We start from the raw sequence: 18,657 nt of genomic DNA, 5'->3' as shown, positions 1-18,657 counted from the left end.
CTATGCACAGCATCGAGCGGAGTCGGGTCAGGTGTGATGAATCTCCCGATCCTTGGTCTCCGGCAAGAAGAAGATGCCGAGAATCGCCGTCATCACCGCGATGACAATCGGGTACCACAAGCCGTAGTAGATATCCCCGGTGGCCGCGACCATCGCGAACGCCACGGTCGGCAGGAACCCGCCAAACCAGCCGTTGCCGATGTGGTAGGGCAGCGACATCGAGGTGTAGCGGATGCGCGCCGGGAACAGCTCGACCAGCCAGGCCGCAATCGGGCCGTAGACCATGGTCACGTAGATCACGAGGATGGTCAGCAGGAGCAAGACCATCGGGTAATTGGTCTTGGCCGGATCAGCCTTTTCCGGATACCCGGCTTCTTTCAGCGCGGTGCCGAGGCTGGCGGTGAAGGCATCATTGCGGGTCTTGAAGTCGGCGGCCGGCAGGGCCGTGCCTTCGAAACTTTCGATGACTTTATCGCCGATGCGCACCTGAGCCACGGTACCCGGTTCCGCCACTACGTTTTCGTAAGGGATCGCCCGTTTGGCCAGGATGGTCTTGGCCAGATCGCAGGAACTGGTGAATTTGGCCTTGCCCACCGGATCGAACTGGAACGAGCACTGGTCAGGGTTGGCGATCACTTTGACCGGGTTCTTCTCCTGGGCGACGAACACGTCGGGGTTACCGTACTGGGTCAGCGCGTGGAAGATCGGGAAGTAGGTCACCGCCGCCAGAATGCACCCGGCCATGATGATGCCCTTGCGCCCGATGCGGTCGGACAGGCTGCCGAAAATCACGAAGAACGGCGTGCCGATTAACAGCGAGCCGGCAATCAGCAGGTTGGCGGTCTGCGGGTCGATCTTCAGGGTTTGCAGCAGGAAAAACAGCGCGTAGAACTGCCCGGTGTACCAGACGACCGCTTGGCCGGCGGTACCGCCGAGCAGGGCCATGATCACGATTTTCAGGTTGTCCCAACGGGCGAAAGATTCGGTCAGCGGCGCCTTGGAGTGTTTACCTTCTTCCTTCATTTTCTTGAACACCGGTGATTCGTTCAGCTGCAAACGGATGTACACCGACACTGCCAGCAGCAGGATCGACAGCAGGAACGGAATCCGCCAGCCCCAAGCCTCGAATGCCTCGGTGCCCAGCGCAGTGCGGCAGGCCAGAATCACCAGCAGCGAGAGAAACAGCCCCAGCGTCGCGGTGGTCTGAATCCACGACGTGAAATACCCGCGTTTGCCCTTCGGTGCATGCTCGGCCACATAAGTCGCCGCACCGCCGTATTCACCGCCCAGCGCCAGACCTTGCAGCAGCCGCAGGGTAATCAGAATGATCGGCGCCGCGACCCCGATGGTCGCGTAACCCGGCAGGAAACCCACAATCGCCGTCGACACGCCCATGATCACAATCGTGATCAGAAACGTGTGCTTGCGCCCGATCATGTCCCCCAATCGCCCGAACACCACCGCACCAAACGGCCGCACTGCAAAACCGGCGGCGAAGGCGAGCAGGGCGAAGATGAACGCCGTGGTCTCGTTGACCCCGGCGAAGAAGTGCTTGGCGATGATCGCGGCGAGCGAGCCGTAGAGATAGAAGTCGTACCACTCGAATACGGTGCCTAAGGATGAAGCGAAGATGACCTTGCGTTCCTCTCGGCTGACGCTGTGGTGCGGGGCACTGCCGGTGGACATGCTGTCGAGTACGGCCATGGGGGTTCTCCGTCGTGCTTGTTTTTGTAGGCCGGAGCACTTCATCAACGTCGCGTACCCGAGGCCTGTGGCGGATGCCGGATCAGGTGTTTCGTGGAGCGTGCACAGAATCACCACCCCGCGGGAGGGCGGGGTTTCTTTGAGCATAATTGGGATTGTGGGGATATCCAGTGGGGGCGGTGGATGGAGAGGGGGGACGGTTTAGTGGCGGAATGAGCTTGATGAATTTGCATTCTTGTTTTCTTATGTTTTTTCATGACTTCGATTGTTCCGAATTGGTATTAAAAACTGTTATTTCTGTCAGGTGTTGTGGCGGCTATTGTTGGAGATACTTTGTTTGCCGGGGGGGCAGAAAATTGTCCCTTTTGTTTCTGTTAAAAATGGAGGTGCAAAATTTTGCAAAAAACTAATATAGATTCGTCTCCCGATATACCGGGAAAATTGCAGGATTTAGGAGGTAAAAAATATCTAACTGTATATGATGTGGATGGACAGGTTTATGAAGGTAATAGTCCATCACTGGATTGGCGGTCTAATCACATGACAGGGAGTTTCGTTCTTACAATTAACCTGTTGTCTGGAGGTGTTAAGGTTTTTAATGATGCAGTAGCTGAGGTTCAAGCTATTACCAGGCATACTTGATTCAATTTTAATCAAAGGGGACAAATCAAAGGGGACAGATTTATTTTAGGTCAAATCAAAGGGGACCAATCAAAGGGGACAGATTTATTTTAGGTTATTTCTATCAGGTGAGATTGCGGCTATTTGTGTTGATGCTTTGCTTGTGGGGGCGCAGAAATAAATCTGTCCCCTTTGATTTTCGTCCCCTTTGATTTTCAGGCAGTAGGCATAAACTTTTATACCCAAGGCTTCCTTGAGCTCACGCAGGTCAGAAAGATAGCGTTCGTAATCGGCCGGTTCGGCGAACACAACCTGCCTGTTGTGGCCGCGCTGCACGATGTGGTGTGGGTAGTGGGGTAGCACGATGCGTCCCGTTCTGGGCATGAGTCTTCCTACGTCCTTGTTTTGACGGATGAAGTTTAGAAGGTGGCGAGGCTGAGGCAGGTTGGATGTGTCAGAGAATGTATCTGCCGAAGCTAAGCGAATGAATTAAATAAGCCAGAATTCGCGGCCTCTTATAATCGCTCAGGGTTTTGGTTGTTCTGAATCAGTATTAAAAACTGTTATTTCTATCAGGTGTGTTTGTGGGTTTTCGTGTTGATACTTTGATTGTGGGTGCGCAGAAAATAAATCTGTCCCCTTTAATGCATTAATGGATGACTTGATGGAGCAAGATAATGGGACAACAACAAGGAATCACCAGTCCAGGCACTCTGGATCCAGCTTTCAATAAAACCGGCATTCTTGAATTTCCTATTCCTGAAATTTCTGGTATCGAACCGAGCGCTGTATTGGCTCTGCCTCAAGGGAAACTGCTCACTGTCATCCCGTTGAGTGGAATCAATGCTGGCTACGCGGTGGCGCGTCTGAACGCGGACGGATCGCTGGATAAGGAGTTTGGTGCAAATAAACACGGTTTTGTGCTTGTGCCGCTCGATACCGTTCAGGATCTGAGCGTTTTCGGTATCAGCCCGGCGGTCAATGGCGGATGCCTGATTGTTGGTCAAGCTATCACAGACACCTCAGGCGGCCTGTTGATCATGCGCCATCTCCCGGATGGTCGATTGGACACGTCCTTGAATGAAACCGGCATTCTCTACATTCCCTACGAGGATTTCGGCAGCTCCGGGTACAAAGGAGTAATGGCGAAGGGGACTCCTCGCGATAATAAAGAGGCAGATGATGCCGAGCAGTCTTCTTTTGCCAGTTCAACTTCAGCGAGCGTACAGGCTGATGGCAAGATCCTGCTGCTCGGCAATGCCATAGATGAATTCGGAATACCGAAAGGCATCGTTCTGCGGCGTCACCCGGACGGCTCTCCCGATGAGACGTTCAACGGCACAGGCGCTGCGCTCATTGAACTTGAAGGCTTTGCATTCGAGTATAGTTCTAGCGATGGCATCGAATTACAGGCGGACGGGCGGATACTGGTTTGTGGGAGTTTCTATTCCAATGACGGTCAAACTGCCTATGTGACCCGTCTCACTGCCACTGGCAGGGTCGATCCCGACTTTAATGGGGGGCTTGCTGTCACCGTTTTCAGTCCGTCTTTGATTAGGTTGAGGGCTATGACGGTCCGGGAAAGTGATGGCAGAGTTATTGCGGTAGGCTCAGCAAAAATGGCGAGAGGTGAGCCTTGGAAAGGCCTGATAGTCGCTCTGAACTCTACGGGGTCCTACAACCTCCCATTTAATAACGGAAAGCCGCTATTTGCCGATTTTGTATCGGCGGGGCTCAGTTGGGAGCATTGCGTGACACAGGCCAATGGATCAATCGTCGTCTCCGGCTTTACCGGCAACGGTTTTGTCACAAAAGAGTTAAGTATCCTAACCGCGCGTTATCTTTCTGACGGTTCTCCGGATACTACGTTCAACGGTACAGGTTTTGCCGTGTTTGATGACGATTTGTTCATAGAATCTATCAGCGGCATGTCGATGAAAGGAACAGATCGTATTTTTGTGTGCGGTGCATTGTGGACGGACGCCGAATCTTGGCCATACATCAGTGGTGGTGTGCTGTTGTGTTACCGCGCCTGACGCCTTGAAGTGAATCCCGCCGTCGTTTTGCCTGAAGGCTGAAGTTGAATCAAAAGGGGACAGATTTATTTAATCGTCCCCTTTTGATGTTGTGTGATAGCAAAGAGCATCTTCGCCGCTGCGACTTACTCCGTTGGCACAACGTTATCCAACACCTGATTCACCGCCAGTTCCGCAAGCATCACGATCTGCGCGATGCCCTGTGCGGTCTTGCGGTGGGGGCCTTCGAGGAGGTCGACGAAGTTGTTGAGCATGACGTTGGCCGAACCCAGCGTTTCGACGGCGTCGGCGAGCAGGGATTCGTTGTTGCTGGCCGGGTTGGCCTGGTAGAGGCGGTTGGGGTAGTAGGGCGCGGCCATCATTTGGGCTGATATCGGGCCTAGGTGATAGTCGAGGGCGCGGTTGGCGGCTTCGTTGAATTTCTTGGAGTCAGGGCATTCGTAGGGGGAAGTCGGGTCGGTGATGCTGGCCGGTTCGGTGACCGGAGGATTTGGCGTTACTTTAAACATGGTGATGTGCCTCATTGAGGATGCAACCGTCTCGCTGCTAAACGGAAGGTGGCAGCTGTGCGCAAGTTAGCAGACCGGTCATCACCAAACCCGGCGCACCCGAAGGTGCCATGCGCACAGCCACCGCAAAATGCAGGCGAAAACCTGACAAGGTGAGATGTGCAACCGTGGTAGATGAGCCGGGCTGCTAAACCCGATCACTGCGAATCAGTGACCCGATCCAAGTTACCGGCCGACCCCAAGGCGCACAAGCCGGCGGATTCTGGCGTAGCCGTAGGCTCTGGCGCAAGGATTTGTGGGCAATTGCGCGTAACTCCAGGTGTCTTTAAACACACGCATCGAAACGTGTTTGGCGGCCCACAAAACACACTGAAACATCCGTCAGAACCCACCCCGAAAACCGCCATGGCTTCAAACCCGCCGCCGTGTCTGTAAACTGGCCGCCCGAAACGGCGCGCGATGGCGCCGCCCTCACTGCCAGCGAAGGACTTTCCCATGGCCAACCAAGACATCACCTACACCCCGGACCCGGATGCAGACTCGATCTCTTCGGACGTGACCGAATTCAACGGCATCCTGATGTCGACCCAGATTCCGACCCGCGCCGACGGCAGCCTGGAACTGGGCGACGTCACCGCGCAGAGCGAATGCACGTTGCAGGCGCTGAAAGTCGCACTGGAAAAGGCCGGGAGTTCGATGGACCGCGTGCTGCACCTGACCATCTACCTGACCGACATGGCTGATCGCGCAGCCTTCAACGAGGTGTACAAGCGCTACTTCGCCAGGCCATGGCCGGTGCGCGCAGCGGTTGGCGTGGCGGCGCTGGCGGTTGAAGGGATGAAGGTGGAAGTCACCGCGATGGCCGCCAAGGCCTGAGTTTGCGGTTCGGTAGGGCAGCTCTGCCGTGAGCAGGGCTGCCACCCGGCAGCACAGGCGTGCCGGCCACGCGTTTCGCGGCTACAATGCGCGCCTCGACCGTGACAGCCTGACTAAAAACTATATGTCCTTGCCCAAACATCACCTGGAACTGCTCAGCCCCGCCCGTGACGTGGCCATCGCCCGTGAGGCCATCCTGCATGGCGCCGACGCGGTGTACATCGGCGGCCCGAGCTTCGGGGCGCGCCACAACGCGTGCAACGAGGTGAGCGAAATCGCCGAACTGGTGGAATTTGCCCGTCGCTATCACGCGCGCATCTTCACCACCCTCAACACCATCCTGCACGACAACGAACTGGAGCCGGCGCGCAAGCTGATCCATCAGTTGTACGACGCCGGCGTCGATGCGCTGATCGTCCAGGATCTGGGCGTGATGGAACTGGACATTCCGCCCATCGAGCTGCACGCCAGCACCCAGACCGACATCCGCACCCTTGAGCGGGCGAAGTTCCTCGATCAGGCCGGTTTCTCGCAGCTGGTACTGGCCCGTGAACTGAACCTCAAGGAAATCCGCGCAATTGCCGATGAAACCGATGCCGCCATCGAGTTCTTCATTCACGGCGCGTTGTGCGTGGCGTTCTCCGGTCAGTGCAACATTTCCCATGCGCAGACCGGGCGCAGTGCCAACCGTGGCGACTGCTCCCAGGCCTGCCGTCTGCCGTACACCCTGAAAGACGAAAAGGGTGGCGTGATCGCCTACGAAAAACATCTGCTGTCGATGAAGGACAACAACCAGAGCGCCAACATCCGCGCGCTGGTCGAGGCCGGTGTGCGTTCGTTCAAGATCGAAGGTCGCTACAAGGACATGGGCTATGTGAAGAACATCACCGCCTATTACCGCCAGCGCCTCGACGACGTGCTCAACGACCGTCCGGATCTGGCCCGTGCTTCCAGCGGCCGCACCGCACATTTCTTCCTGCCGGACCCGGAAAAGACCTTCCACCGTGGCAGCACCGACTACTTTGTCAGCGAGCGCAAGATCGACATCGGCGCGTTCGATTCGCCGACCTTCACCGGTCTGGCGGTGGGCACGGTCGAGAAAGTCGGCAAGCGTGACATGCAGGTCATCACCCACGAGCCGCTGTCCAACGGCGACGGTCTCAATGTGCTGGTCAAGCGCGAAGTGGTGGGTTTCCGCGCCAACATCGCCGAAGCCAAGGGCGAGTTCGAGGAAGAAGGCGAGAAGCGCTACCGCTACCGCGTCGAGCCGAACGAAATGCCGGAAGGCCTGTACAAGCTGCGCCCGAACCACCCGCTGAACCGCAACCTCGATCACAACTGGCAGCAGGCCTTGCTCAAGACCTCCGCCGAGCGTCGTATCGGCGTCAGCTGGCTGGCGAAGCTGCGTGAAGAGCGTCTGGAACTGACCGTGACCAGCGAAGAGGGCATCAGCGCCAGCGTCGCGCTGGACGGCCCGTTCGGCGTCGCCAACAAACCGGAACAGGCGCTGGAGACCTTGCACGATCTGCTCGGCCAGCTCGGCACCACCGAGTACCACGCGACCTCGATCAAACTGGATGCGCCGCAAGCGTTCTTCATCCCGAACTCGCAGCTCAAGTCGTTGCGCCGTGAAGTGATCGAAGCGCTGACCGCCGCCCGCGTTGCCGCCCATCCGCGCGGTTCGCGCAAGGCCGAGACCACGCCACCACCGGTGTACCCGGAGGCGCATCTGTCGTTCCTGGCCAACGTCTACAACCAGAAGGCTCGCGACTTCTACCACCGTCACGGCGTGAAGCTGATCGACGCGGCATACGAGGCCCACGAAGAGGCGGGCGAAGTGCCGGTGATGATCACCAAGCACTGCCTGCGGTTCTCCTTCAACCTGTGCCCGAAACAGGCCAAAGGCGTGACCGGCGTGAAAACCAAAGTCGCGCCAATGCAGCTGATTCATGGCGATGAAGTGCTGACCCTGAAGTTCGACTGCAAACCGTGCGAGATGCACGTGATCGGCAAGATGAAGGGCCACATCCTGAACATGCCGCAGCCGGGCAGTGTGGTGGGACATATCAGCCCTGAGGACCTGATGAAGACCATTCCTCGGGCTCCGCACTGATTAGCTGGCAATAAAAAACCGGTGACGAAAGTCACCGGTTTTTTTATGCCTGCCAGAAACTCAACTGGCTTCGTAGCGCGATCCCGTTGGCGGCGCTGCTTCGCCACTCAACGCATCGACCATCGGCGGATGGTCCTGTGCCGCTTGACGCAAGTCTTCGGTCACCCGCAGCTCGGCGCCAGTTGGCGAGAACGTTGCTGCCGCCGCAAACGGCGCCGGGTTGGCCGGCACCGGACGCTTGCCACGGCGCCAGAAGAAGAACGTCACCATGGCCAGGTTGACCAGCGCAAAGGCCCAGAACAGCCCGGTTTCGCCGTGGGCGTTCATCGCTGGCGAGATCAGCAGCGGGCTCATCGCCGAGCCCAGCGAGTTGATCAGCAGCATGCCCTGAATCATCGGCACCAACGTTTCGACCGGCGCGCGGTCGGCCGCGTGACTGACCGCAACCGGGTACAACGCGAACACGCCGCCACCCAGCAGGAACAACATTGCCGCAAGCAGGGCCGAGGACAGCGGCACCAGCACGATCACCAACGACAGCACGGTACACGCGGCACACAGCACGGTCAGCACTTGCAGGCGATCCTTGCGGTCGGACCAGCGCCCGACCGGGTATTGCAGCAGCATCGCGCCGAGGATCGTCCAGGCCATCATGCTGCCGACTTCGCCGACGTTCAGGCCGATGCGTTGCAAGTACAGCGGCAGCAGAGTGTAGATAGCCGCGATGGTCACACCGGAGCCGAAGCAGCCGACCAGACCGGTTGGCGATACGCCCAGCAGTGCCCGTGGCTTGAGCGGTTCGACCTGTTCCAGCAACGGAGAAACGCGCGGCAGGATCACGATCGGCAACACCGACAAGGTCGCCAGCATGCCGGCGACCATGAACGGCGCGGTATCGCCCAGACCGGTGATTTTCCCCAAAAACGCCTGCCCCAGCACCCCGGCGCCGTAGAGGACGATCATGTACAGCGCCAGCAGACGGCCGCGAATCTTCGCGTCACCGGCCAGCAGCAGCCAGCTCTCGATCACCAGAAACACGCCGACCGTGGCCCAGCCGTTGATCAGACGCAGGACGACCCAGCCCCAGGTGTCATAAAACAGCCCTTGCAGCAGGATGGTCGCGGCGATCAGCGAGGCGAAGCTGCTGTAGGCGCGGATGTGGCCGATGCGCAGGATCAGGCGGTCGTTGAAGATCGCGCCGAGGGTCAGGCCGATGAAATAGGCCGAGGACACGATGCCGATCATCGTCGCCGATTCGCCGGCCGCGCCCAGGCGCAGGGTGGTCAAGGAAGACAGAAAGCCGTTGCCCAAAGCAACAATGAATAGCCCGAGCAGGGGCGCCAGCGCCATGGCCAGCAAACGCGGTGTCATAAAAACCTCAAGTGATCGAACAGCGGAACGTGCGCCTCTGCGCATGCGAGTGCCAAGCCGAAGTGTGTTGAAGACAAACGACCGCCGAACGGGCAGGACGATTGAGCCTGGCGCACTTCGTGAAAGTGGCCGGCTGTTCAAACCTGAGGGTTGTCATGGCTGCGGGCAGGCGCCGGTCGGGCGACTGCAAGAGGAGGCGCGATTTTAAGCGTTGTCTGGCGTTTGCCAAGATGCTGGCCCTGCGACGTTGGGACGCAGCCCGGCAGGGCTGGGTGATGATCGTTCCCACGCTCCGCGTGGGAATGCAGCCCGGGACGCTCCGCGTCCCTTCCAACGGCGGACGCAGAGCGTCCATGGAGGCATTCCCACGCGGAGCGTGGGAACGATCTACCTTGTGGTGCTTGCGTCGTTTGCGAGTAATTTGCTGCGGCGCCAGTTAGCATGGCGCTACAACAATGAAACCGATGGGCCACACCTTGATCGAACGACGCCAATTCAGCGGTGGCATGAAGGGCAAGAACCTTCGCTACCTGAACGAGCCCGCCAGCGGGCCGGGACACATGACCCGCACCGGGTTCGTGTTGCTGGAGCATTTTTCCCTGCCGGCCTTCACTCAGGCGCTGGACACCCTTGTCACCGCCAATCTGCTGCGCCCCGGTCTGTTTTCCACGCGCACCTTCGGCCTGAACGACGGCGAAGTGATCAGTGATCTGGGGCTGGTGATCCGCCCTGACGCGCGTCTGGAAACCAGCGTGTTGCAGGAACTGGATCTGCTGGTGATCTGCGGCGGTTACCGCACGGAATTGAAGGCGAGCGACGAGTTCATCAACCTGCTGAAAATGGCCGCCGAGGCCGGCGTGATGCTGGCCGGGTTGTGGAACGGCGCGTGGTTCCTGGGCCGGGCTGGGGTGCTGGAAGGTTATCGCTGTGCGATTCACCCGGAGCATCGGCCGGCATTGGCGGAGATTTCCAAGGCGACCCAGGTCAGCAGCGAACCTTACGTGATCGACCGCGACCGGTTGACCGCATCCAGTCCGTCCGGCGCGTTCCACATGGCCCTGGACTGGATCAAGGGCCTGCACGACAAGGCGCTGGTCGAAGGCATCGAAGACATTCTGGCGTTCGAGGAATCGCGTTACCGGCGGATCAAACCGACCGAAAACATCAGTGTCAGCGCGCCGCTGCGTGAAGTGGTGAAGCTGATGGACGCCAATCTCGAAGAACCGCTGGAGCTGGAGCAACTGGCGGTGTACGCCGGACGCTCCCGGCGTCAGTTGGAGCGCTTGTTCAAGGAACAACTGGGCACCACGCCGCAGCGTTATTACATGGAACTGCGTATCACCGAGGCCCGGCGTCTGTTGCAACACACCGAGCTTTCCCAGGTGGACGTGCTGGTGGCCTGCGGATTCGTGTCACCGAGTCATTTCAGCAAGTGCTACAGCGCTTACTTCGGTTATCGCCCGTCCAAAGAAAAACGGCTCGTCAAATGACGAGCCGTTCGGCGTGCCGCTTCAGAGGTGATCGGCGTCGATGATCGCCTGAGCGAAGGCTTTCGGGTCTTCCTGCGGCAGGTTGTGACCGATGCCGCCGTTGATCAGGCGGAACTGATATTTGCCGGTGAAGCGTTTGGCATAGTCCTCGGGGGCCGGGTGCGGCGCGCCGTTGGCATCGCCTTCTAGGGCGATGGTCGGCACGCTGATCGACGGTGCGGTGGCGAGTTTCTGTTCCAGCGCATCGTACTGGCTTTCACCCTGCACCAGGCCCAGGCGCCAACGGTAGTTGAACACGGTGATCGCGACGTGATCCGGGTTCCGCAAGGCCTTGGCGCTGCGGTCGAAGGTGGCGTCGTCGAACGCCCATTTCGGTGACGCCAGTTGCCAGATCAGCTTGGCGAAATCATGGGTGTTCTTGGCGTAGCCTGCTTCACCGCGATCAGTGGCGAAGTAGAACTGATACCACCATTGCAGTTCGGCCTTGGGCGGCAGCGGGTTCTTGCCGGCGGCCTGGTTGCCGATCAGGTAACCGCTGACCGAGACCAGCGCTTTCACCCGCTCAGGCCACAGCGCCGAAACGATGTCCGCCGAACGCGCGCCCCAGTCGTAGCCGCCGAGCACGGCTTGTTTGATTTTCAGGGCATCCATGAAATCGATCACGTCACTGGCCAGCGCCGCCGGCTGACCGTTGCGCACGGTCTTGTCGGACAGGAAATGCGTGTCGCCATAACCCCGGGCGTACGGCATCAACACCCGATAACCCTTGGCCGCCAGCAGCGGCGCCACGTCATCGTAGCTGTGGATGTCATACGGCCAGCCGTGCAGCAGAATCACCACCGGGCCATTGGCCGGGCCGGTTTCGGCGTAGGCCACGTCCAGCAGGCCGGCCTTTACATGTTTCAGCGGGCCGAAGGGCAGGTCGGCCTTGACGCTGGCGGCTTCGGTCTTGACCGGCTCGGGCGCTGCGGTTTGTGCCTGGGCGAGCGCGCCGAACTGCAGCAGCGCGGTGGCGAGCATCGACAGGCCCAGCAGGCGGCGACGGTTTTTCCCGGTGGTGACGGTGGCGAGTGGTGCGTGCTTCATGGCAAGTCTCCTTATGATCGGCGAGGGCCGGGTTCTGGCTGAACCCTTCGAATCTGGAGTCCATTAAAGGCTGGTCGCGTATCCGGGCTGTTTCCGTTTTTGTTGGCTGATGCGCGGGCATGTATCCGGGAGGCGTTCGTACACACTGCGATACAAACCCGTGGCCAACAAAAAGCCCCGAATGTTCGGGGCTCTTGCTTGCCTTGGGCTTCAGGCCTGAGTGACGTGCTTGGGTCCGGCCAGCGCCCAGGCGATCAGCCCGAACAGTGGCACAAACACGATCAATACGATCCAGACACCTTTGTTGCTGGCTTTCCCCTCACTCTTGCGCACCCTGTTGATCGCCCACAATTCGATGAGCAAAAGAACGACGGCCAGTACGATCCACGTGGTTTCAAGTTGCATGGGCTACCTCCTGATGGTCATTGGCTTAGGCGGGGCATACCACTCAGGGTTCATTAAATTTGCTTGATGGTCTGCCTGGCGCACGTGCACAAATGTTCTAAACCCACCGGCAAAGTCGCGGTAACGTAGACGCCTTTGACGAACAACCACTGCTTTCGGAGCCTGGCGTGGACAAACGCAACTGGATCGAACTGTCTCAGGATGCCGACACCGGTATCGAGTCGATTCGTGCCCATTTCCAGGGCCATGCCTACGATCCGCACTGGCATGACAGCTTTCTGGTGGGCGTCACCGAGCAGGGCGTGCAGCAGTTTCATTGCCGGCGCGTGCGGCATCTGAGTACGCCGGGCAAGATTTTCATGCTGGAACCGGGGGAGATCCACGACGGGCATGCGCCGACGGAGGAGGGTTTCACCTATTCCATGCTCTACCTCGATCCACATTGGCTGGAGCGCGAATTGCGCGTGCTGTTCGAGCATGCGCCCGACAACAGCCAGCTCGGGTTCACCGACACTCTGAGTCAGGATCCGCGCCTGTCCACCGCCATCAACCAGGCCTTCAACGCCCTGCATCAGGGCGATTTGCGCATCGTGCGCCAGACCGCCATCGACACCTTGCTCGGTTCGCTGACGTCCCACCTCGACTGGCGAAAGCACCAGCCTTTCGATCCGCGCCTGCCACGAGTGGCCCAAGTGGCGCGGGACTATCTGCATGCGCACGCCTTTGAGGACATCGGGCTGGACGACGTGGCCCAGGCCTGCGGGATTGATCGCTTTCGACTGACCCGTGCGTTCAAGGCTGCTTTCGGGTTGGCGCCACATGCCTATCTGATTCAGTTGCGCCTGGCCCGCGCCCGCCAGTTGCTGGCGCGCGGCGAAACACCCGCCAGCGTCGCCAGCGCCCTCGGTTTCGCCGATCAGAGCCATCTGGGGCGCTGGTTTCGCCGTGCCTATCACCTGACGCCGGCGGATTACCGCAAGCGCTGCTCAAACCTTCCAGACTGAACCCCGCGCAACCGCGACCATGATTTCCTGTTCTGATTCGGGAGTCCTGTCATGGAATCGTTGTTGCCTTTTCTGATGTTTTCCTTCGTCGCCTCGATCACCCCGGGGCCGACCAATATTCTGGTGATGAGCCACAGCTCGCGGCGCGGTCTGACGGCCACCGTGCCGATCATCTTCGGCGCATGTGTGTCGGCGGCGCTGGTGGTATTGGTGGTCGGCCTCGGCGTGGGGGAAACCTTGCTGCGCTATCCCCGTGTGCAGCAGGCGATGGCCTGGGCCGGCGTGTTGTGGTTGAGCTGGCTGGCGTGGCAGATCTTTCGCAGCACGCCGCCGTCGCTGGACTCGGCGACAACGGGTGATGGCGGCTTCAGCGTGTTCGGCGCCGCCGGCCTGCAACTGATCAACCCCAAGGTGTGGATGATGGCCGTGGCGGTGGTGAGCGTGTTTGCCGGTGGCAGCGAGGACAGCGCCCGGATGGTGCTGTTGTCGCTGGCGTTTCTGCTGGTCAGTCTGCCATGCATGACGGCGTGGGCGCTGCTGGGTGTGGGCAGCGCACGGTTCTTTGGCTCGCCACGGGCATTCAGGCGCATGAACGCCGGGCTGGCGTTTTTGTTGTTGCTGTCGGCTTGGTTGACGGTGTTGGTGTAGCCGTCGCGATTGGTCACATAAATTTGAATTGCCAGCCGTTGCCCCCCAGAATCGCGCCCCGATCCGGCCACCAGTGCCGGGCGTTCAGAGTGAAAGGGGTTGCGGTTGAACGAACAGACATTGTCCATGCGCCTGGAGCAGGTGGCGGCACACGTGCCCGCTGGTGCGCGGCTGGCCGATATCGGCTCGGATCACGGTTACTTGCCGGTGGCCCTGATGCGCCGTGGTGCGATCGCGGCGGCGGTGGCGGGCGAGATGGCCGAGACGCCGTTCCGTTCGGCGCAACGCACCGTGCGCGAAAACGACCTTGAGCAGCAGATCACCGTTCGCCTGGCCAATGGCTTGATGGCTGTCGAGCCGGTCGACGGGATCACGGCGATCACCGTGTGCGGCATGGGTGGCGAGACCATCCGCGACATTCTCGAAGCCGGCAAGGCGCGCCTGAGCGGCCGCGAGCGCCTGATCCTGCAACCCAACGGCGGCGAACAACCGCTGCGACAATGGCTGATGGACAACGGCTACCGAATCCTCTTCGAGGAAATCCTGCGGGAGAACCGCTTCGACTACGAAATCATCGTGGCCGAGCGGGGCGGGCCGGTGAGCTACACCGCCGAGGAGTTGTTCTTCGGGCCATTGCAATTGCAGGCGCGCAGTCCGGCGTTTGTCAGCAAATGGCAGCACCGGCTGCGGCACAAGCAGCAGACGCTGGCTCATTTCGGGCGGGCACGGCATGGGGTGTGCGAGCGCAAGGTGCAGGATCTGAAGCAGCAAGTGCGCTGGATTACTGGCGTGCTGGCGTGAAGGGGTGATCAGTGCTGCGCGCTGCTTCGGGTCTCTGCGAGAATCCGCGTCGCATCCCGCGAGGGCGGCAAGCCGAACACCCGTGCGTAATCGCGGCTGAATTGCGTAGCGCTTTCATAACCGACTTCGAACGCTGCGCGGGTGACGCTGCTGGCATTGGCCACCATCAGCGTCCGGGCCTGAAGCAGGCGAACACGCTTCTGATACTGCAACGGGCTCAGCGCCGTAACGGCTTTGAAATGTCGATGAAAGGCTGACACGCTCATCGACGCAAGCTGCGCCAATGCGTCCACGCGAATCGGTTCGGCAAAGTCCTGACGAATGTGCTGAATGGCCAGGTTGACGCGGGCCATGGCGCTGTCGGGGGCCGCAATGTCGCGCAGCATCCAGCCGTGGGGGCCTTGCAGGACGCGATACAGAATTTCCCGTTCGTAGACCGGCGCGAGGGCCGCGATCTCCTCCGGCCTCCCCATAAGGCGCAACATGCGCACCCACGCATCCATCAACTCAGGCGTGACAGCAGCGACCGAAAACCCGCTGTCCTGTTCATGTTGCCCGAGCGGTTTGGGCAAGTCGGCCAGCAGGGTCGTCAGCACCACCGGATCCAGCGTCAGGCTGACCGCCAGGTAAGGCTCGCCGCTCGCTGAGGGGTGAACCTGTCCCACTGCCGGCAGATCGATGGACATCACGAAGTAGGTCGCCGGGTCGTAGTGAAGCGTGCGGTCGGCGATGGTCATGGATTTGCTGCCCTGCAGAATCAGGTTGATCATCGGTTCGTAAACGGCGGCCAGCATGTGCTCGGGGATTTCACCCTGAACCATGGCTACGCGCGGGATACCCGTCTCCGTGCGGCGGTTTTCGGCGTGTTGCGCCAGGGCGCGAAGTTCTGTCAGTTGATTATTCATGCCCGGCATCTGAACCTACGCGATCACTCCCGCGCAAGCAAAAAGCAGAAACAGGCAGGTTTCGAAGAGGAACGGCTGCGCTCACCTCGAAGCCGATGGCTACTGTGGTCACTCACCACAGAGACATTGGAGCAACGCATGAGCGTTATCGTGATTACCGGTGGCAGTCGTGGCATTGGCGCAAGTACCGCCGAACACTGTGCCCGCATCGGGATGGGCGTCATCCTGACCTACAAGAGCAATGCCGATGCGGCCGCTGCTGTTGTGCAACGGATTCAGACGTCGGGCGGCACAGCCGTGGCGCTTGAGCTGGACGTTGCGGATGTCAGTCAATTCGACCGTTTCCGTGAGGCCGTGCGACATAACCTCGACAGCCTCTGGGGCGTGGCTACGCTGGCTGGACTGGTCAACAACGCGGGCCATGGCTTGTTCAATCCGCTGGCAGCCGTCACCGAGGCGCAGTTCGACGGTTTGTTGAACGTTCATCTCAAAGGCCCGTTTTTCCTCACGCAAACCTTGTTGCCGCTGATGGGCGAGGGCGCCAGCATCGTCAACCTGACCAGCGCCACCACCCGGGTCGCTACCGCCGGGGTTGCGCCGTATGCAGCGTTCAAGGGCGGGCTGGAGGTGTTGACCCGCTACATGGCCAAGGAGTTCGCGGACCGGCGCATACGGGCCAACGCTGTTTCGCCGGGAGCGATCCGAACCGAGCTGGGCGGTGGTTTGAACGACGAATTCGAGGCATTGCTCGCCTCGCAAACGGCTCTGGGCCGGGTTGGCGAACCGCAGGATGTTGCGCGCGTCATCGCCATGTTGCTGTCCGAGGAGGGCGGCTGGATCAACGCCCAATCCATTGAAGTCGCGGGCGGCTATTTCATTTGAAGGCGAGGTAACTCCATGCTTGATCACATCTTTCTGTCAGTCAGCGACATTGAGCGCTCCATTGATTTCTACACCGCCGCGCTGACCCCGCTGGGCATTACCGCCAGGCTTGATTACGACGGCAAGGACGGCCCACCCGGCCATCCGGATCTGAAAGGTTTCGGTGCCCATGGCCGGATGTTTTTCTGGTTGCGCGAAGGCGTGGTGGAAGGGCGGGCGGTGCACGTCGGGTTTGTCGCCAACAGCAAGGCCGAAGTTGACGCAGCTTACGCGGCGGCGATCAACAGTGGTGCTGTCGATAACGGCGCTCCAGGCGCACGTCTGCATTACGACCCCGATTACTACGCTGCCAATGTCCTCGATCCGGACGGTTACAGCCTCGAATTTGTCTTCAAAAAATGGCAGCACGGCCAATGAGCACACTGATGATCTACGGCGCGACCGGGTACACCGGGCGCATGGCAGCCGAACATGCCAAGGCACTGGGGCTGGACCTGGTCATCGCTGGGCGCACGGCCGAAACGCTCGAGTTGCTCGCTGCGCAACTGGATGTTCCTTTTCGGGTGTTCAAGCCCAATGAACTGACAGCTCAATCATTGGAGGGTATCGCGGTACTGCTGAATTTCGCGGGTCCGTTCGCCCAGACGGCAGACGCCTTGATGCAGGCGTGCATCCAGGCCGGTGTCGACTATCTGGACATCACGGCGGAAATCAATGTCTATCGGCGTGCCGAGCAGTTGGGTGCTCAAGCAGCCAGTGCGAACGTGATGTTGTTGCCCGGCGTCGGCTGGGATGTGGTGCCGACCGATTGTCTGGCGATGCGTGTTGCTCAACGGGTGCCACAACCGCGTTCATTGAAAATCGCCTTGCAGGTCGCGGGCTCGATGTCGCGCGGCTCGGCCCTGAGTGTCGGCGAAATCATTGGTGCAGGCCTGTTGGCTCGGGTCGATGGACAACTGGTCGCAGCGCCTGACGCGCAGCCCCGTCACTTCGATTTTGGTGACGGGCCGGTGCTCTGTGCGCCCCTGTCATTCGGTGATCTGGTGACCGGCTGGCATTCCACCGGTATTCCCGATATCGCCATGTTCGTGCACATCAGCGGTGACGCGTTTCCGGAAGGCGATCTGGCGCAACTGCCAGACGGCCCAAGCGTCGAACAGCGCGAGGCACATCGCGCCCGAGCGGTGGCTGAAGTCAGCGGCGCCAACGGCAGCGTTGCATGCTCGGTGATCGAGACCGTCAACGGCTACACCTACACGCCGCTCGCAGCTGTCGAAGCCGCGCGTCGTGTGTTGAGCGGGGAGCGACGGCCGGGTTTTGAAACGCCGGCCCGGGTGTTCGGCATCGGGTTTGCCGAAAGTATCGCAGGCACAACCGTTACTGATTTCTGAAACGCGAGTCCGCTTCGGCCTAGCGCCTGGCGAAATCCTCAAGCTCACTTCACCTAAGGCTTCAAGTATGTCATCCACACAGTTGCAGGACACCGCAGACAAACTTGCGGTGGTTGAAACGCTGTACCGGTTTGCCGCTGGAATCGATCTGCGCGACGAAGCATTACTGGCGTCGGCGTTTACCGAGGATGCGATTTCCGACTTCCGGCCCGCCGCTGCAAAGGCCGGGTTCGAATACCCTGTTCTGGAGGGGCGTCAGACCATCTTGGCGTCGCTTTCAGGTTCACTTGCCGGTATCGATACAACGCACTCTGTCAGCAATCCGCGAGTCAGCGTCGTTGGCGATCGGGCGCAGGTTGATGCACTCGTGGAAGCCCAGCACGTGCCGCAAAGTGATCACTCACGGCACTACCTCATGAAAAACCGTTACGACGTAAAACTGGTGCGGGCAGGCGACGCCTGGCTGATTCAAAGCGTCACGGTTGACAATGTGTGGCGCACGGGCGACCCCGGGGTGCTCTCCGGCGTTTAACCGGATTTGCGAGCCGGTTAGCGTGAAGGCTTGATTGAGCGTGAGGTTTCGCCTGCCTCTGCGCCGGCTGATTCAGCTGTTATCATTCAAGCCTTTACAGCCGGGTAGATGACCATGAATCGCCAGAAAAAACTGCAGCAACTTTTCAAGGAAAAATCCAGAAAGGCCAACGCCAAACTGGCCCCCAAGAGCAACAAGCCGAAGTACATCAGCAAGGCGGATCGGCTGAAACTGGCGGCGGAAACGGCGCCGGAGTCGACTGACACCACTGAGGCCTGATCGA

The 18,657-nt window shown here is 59.8% G+C and carries 18 protein-coding genes and 1 pseudogene; 12 read left to right on the top strand and 7 right to left on the bottom strand.

What is annotated here, in order from left to right; translation table 11 throughout:
* Nucleotides 1-27: 27 nt before the first annotated feature.
* Nucleotides 28-1,704 carry an MFS transporter gene (locus MKZ87_RS07895; RefSeq protein ID WP_085703740.1) on the bottom strand — a complete coding sequence of 559 codons (1,677 nt, stop codon included), beginning with the start codon at nucleotides 1,702-1,704 and terminating at the stop codon, nucleotides 28-30.
* 837 nt (nucleotides 1,705-2,541) lie between these two features.
* A pseudogene (locus MKZ87_RS07890) lies at nucleotides 2,542-2,709 on the bottom strand (transposase); the annotation flags it as partial.
* Nucleotides 2,710-3,002: 293 nt separating this feature from the next.
* On the opposite strand from MKZ87_RS07890, the gene MKZ87_RS07885 reads away from it, so the two are divergent.
* A complete protein-coding gene (locus MKZ87_RS07885; protein ID WP_085700308.1) occupies nucleotides 3,003-4,361 on the top strand; it encodes a hypothetical protein in 1,359 nt (452 codons plus the stop codon).
* 125 nt (nucleotides 4,362-4,486) lie between these two features.
* On the opposite strand, the gene MKZ87_RS07880 is transcribed toward MKZ87_RS07885, so the two are convergent.
* The gene (locus MKZ87_RS07880; protein ID WP_227235352.1) at nucleotides 4,487-4,870 is read right to left on the bottom strand and encodes a DUF6124 family protein; all 384 of its coding nucleotides are present in this window, start codon (nucleotides 4,868-4,870) and stop codon (nucleotides 4,487-4,489) included.
* 495 nt (nucleotides 4,871-5,365) lie between these two features.
* Between MKZ87_RS07880 and MKZ87_RS07875 the strand changes: the two genes are divergently transcribed.
* Complete coding sequence (locus tag MKZ87_RS07875; protein WP_085703741.1) at nucleotides 5,366-5,746, top strand: RidA family protein; 381 nt, start codon at nucleotides 5,366-5,368, stop codon at nucleotides 5,744-5,746.
* A gap of 124 nt (nucleotides 5,747-5,870) precedes the next feature.
* Nucleotides 5,871-7,859 carry a peptidase U32 family protein gene (locus MKZ87_RS07870; protein ID WP_085700417.1) on the top strand — a complete coding sequence of 663 codons (1,989 nt, stop codon included), beginning with the start codon at nucleotides 5,871-5,873 and terminating at the stop codon, nucleotides 7,857-7,859.
* Nucleotides 7,860-7,919: 60 nt separating this feature from the next.
* On the opposite strand, the gene MKZ87_RS07865 is transcribed toward MKZ87_RS07870, so the two are convergent.
* Nucleotides 7,920-9,230, bottom strand: a complete 1,311-nt coding sequence (locus tag MKZ87_RS07865) for an MFS transporter (protein ID WP_234204968.1) — start codon at nucleotides 9,228-9,230, stop codon at nucleotides 7,920-7,922.
* A 464-nt stretch (nucleotides 9,231-9,694) separates the two neighbouring features.
* Here MKZ87_RS07865 and MKZ87_RS07860 point away from each other — a divergent pair, with 464 nt between their 5' ends.
* Nucleotides 9,695-10,720, top strand: coding sequence for a GlxA family transcriptional regulator (locus MKZ87_RS07860; protein ID WP_266200589.1), 1,026 nt, complete (start codon nucleotides 9,695-9,697; stop codon nucleotides 10,718-10,720).
* A 21-nt stretch (nucleotides 10,721-10,741) separates the two neighbouring features.
* On the opposite strand, the gene MKZ87_RS07855 is transcribed toward MKZ87_RS07860, so the two are convergent.
* Nucleotides 10,742-11,806: an alpha/beta fold hydrolase gene (locus MKZ87_RS07855; RefSeq protein ID WP_085700304.1), complete on the bottom strand. Its 1,065-nt coding sequence runs from the start codon at nucleotides 11,804-11,806 to the stop codon at nucleotides 10,742-10,744.
* Nucleotides 11,807-12,016: 210 nt separating this feature from the next.
* Nucleotides 12,017-12,211 carry a PLDc N-terminal domain-containing protein gene (locus MKZ87_RS07850; protein ID WP_007955366.1) on the bottom strand — a complete coding sequence of 65 codons (195 nt, stop codon included), beginning with the start codon at nucleotides 12,209-12,211 and terminating at the stop codon, nucleotides 12,017-12,019.
* A 167-nt stretch (nucleotides 12,212-12,378) separates the two neighbouring features.
* Here MKZ87_RS07850 and MKZ87_RS07845 point away from each other — a divergent pair, with 167 nt between their 5' ends.
* From MKZ87_RS07845 to MKZ87_RS07835, 3 genes are all read left to right on the top strand, one after another.
* A complete protein-coding gene (locus MKZ87_RS07845) occupies nucleotides 12,379-13,215 on the top strand; it encodes an AraC family transcriptional regulator (RefSeq protein WP_234204970.1) in 837 nt (278 codons plus the stop codon).
* A 51-nt stretch (nucleotides 13,216-13,266) separates the two neighbouring features.
* Nucleotides 13,267-13,863: a LysE family translocator gene (locus MKZ87_RS07840; RefSeq protein WP_234204972.1), complete on the top strand. Its 597-nt coding sequence runs from the start codon at nucleotides 13,267-13,269 to the stop codon at nucleotides 13,861-13,863.
* A 105-nt stretch (nucleotides 13,864-13,968) separates the two neighbouring features.
* Complete coding sequence (locus tag MKZ87_RS07835) at nucleotides 13,969-14,664, top strand: tRNA (adenine(22)-N(1))-methyltransferase (RefSeq protein WP_085700301.1); 696 nt, start codon at nucleotides 13,969-13,971, stop codon at nucleotides 14,662-14,664.
* An 8-nt stretch (nucleotides 14,665-14,672) separates the two neighbouring features.
* On the opposite strand, the gene MKZ87_RS07830 is transcribed toward MKZ87_RS07835, so the two are convergent.
* Nucleotides 14,673-15,569 (bottom strand): AraC family transcriptional regulator, encoded by an 897-nt coding sequence (locus MKZ87_RS07830; protein ID WP_170929769.1) that lies wholly within the window; start codon nucleotides 15,567-15,569, stop codon nucleotides 14,673-14,675.
* Between the two features lie 138 nt (nucleotides 15,570-15,707).
* Between MKZ87_RS07830 and MKZ87_RS07825 the strand changes: the two genes are divergently transcribed.
* The 5 genes from MKZ87_RS07825 to MKZ87_RS07805 all read left to right on the top strand — a co-directional run bounded on the left by MKZ87_RS07825 (nucleotide 15,708) and on the right by MKZ87_RS07805 (nucleotide 18,653).
* Nucleotides 15,708-16,451 carry an SDR family NAD(P)-dependent oxidoreductase gene (locus MKZ87_RS07825; RefSeq protein ID WP_085700300.1) on the top strand — a complete coding sequence of 248 codons (744 nt, stop codon included), beginning with the start codon at nucleotides 15,708-15,710 and terminating at the stop codon, nucleotides 16,449-16,451.
* Between the two features lie 15 nt (nucleotides 16,452-16,466).
* A complete protein-coding gene (locus MKZ87_RS07820) occupies nucleotides 16,467-16,868 on the top strand; it encodes a VOC family protein (RefSeq protein ID WP_085700299.1) in 402 nt (133 codons plus the stop codon).
* A complete protein-coding gene (locus MKZ87_RS07815; protein ID WP_085700298.1) occupies nucleotides 16,865-17,842 on the top strand; it encodes a saccharopine dehydrogenase family protein in 978 nt (325 codons plus the stop codon). The genes MKZ87_RS07820 and MKZ87_RS07815 overlap by 4 nt, the downstream gene beginning before the upstream one ends.
* 67 nt (nucleotides 17,843-17,909) lie before the next feature.
* Nucleotides 17,910-18,374: a nuclear transport factor 2 family protein gene (locus tag MKZ87_RS07810; protein ID WP_085700297.1), complete on the top strand. Its 465-nt coding sequence runs from the start codon at nucleotides 17,910-17,912 to the stop codon at nucleotides 18,372-18,374.
* 114 nt (nucleotides 18,375-18,488) lie between these two features.
* On the top strand, nucleotides 18,489-18,653 hold the full coding sequence (locus MKZ87_RS07805) for a DUF2986 domain-containing protein (RefSeq protein WP_234204974.1): 165 nt from the start codon (nucleotides 18,489-18,491) through the stop codon (nucleotides 18,651-18,653).
* Nucleotides 18,654-18,657: the final 4 nt, after the last annotated feature.

It is taken from the genome of Pseudomonas sp. MCal1 (assembly GCF_026341415.1).
Lineage (GTDB): Bacteria > Pseudomonadota > Gammaproteobacteria > Pseudomonadales > Pseudomonadaceae > Aquipseudomonas.
Note: the sequence above shows the minus strand (reverse complement) of the source record. Positions and strands in the feature narration are given on the sequence as shown.